The sequence below is a fragment of the Anaerotignum faecicola genome (assembly GCA_024460105.1).
Lineage (GTDB): Bacteria > Bacillota > Clostridia > Lachnospirales > Anaerotignaceae > JANFXS01.
In genome coordinates, this window is the sequence record JANFXS010000636.1 from 1 (window position 1) to 381 (window position 381).

Annotated in this window: 1 protein-coding gene; it reads left to right on the forward strand. The window is 37.8% G+C overall.

The features are described from left to right. Positions 1-137: 137 nt before the first annotated feature. Positions 138-381, forward strand: a 244-nt coding sequence (locus tag NE664_15770) for a VanZ family protein (protein ID MCQ4728092.1), incomplete at its 3' end; no start/stop codon positions are given.

Sequence of the window (381 nt, forward strand, 5' to 3'; positions counted from 1 at the left end):
GGATAACGGGGTTAACGTCCCCTGCTATATGGATGAAAATGTAAGTACCAAAGTGGTTAAGATCATACAGAGCTATACCGGAATAATAAATAAAATGGTATGGAGAAAAAATAATTCATAAGGATGGTGGAGTAAGCTTGGCGAATATCTGGAATCCATACAGATTTGCATATTCAGAATATGTGGTGCCGTTATTATGCCTGTCATTAATCCTGATTGGAGTAATAATAAGATGGTTAATTGAAGGCAGAAAAAGAAATGAATATATCTGGAGACTGCTGCTTATGTTTTGGATATTTACCATACTCTCCGCCACAATACTGGGGAGAGGCAGATATAGGGGGGATAATCTAAATCTTCACCTGTTCTGGACCTTTCGTT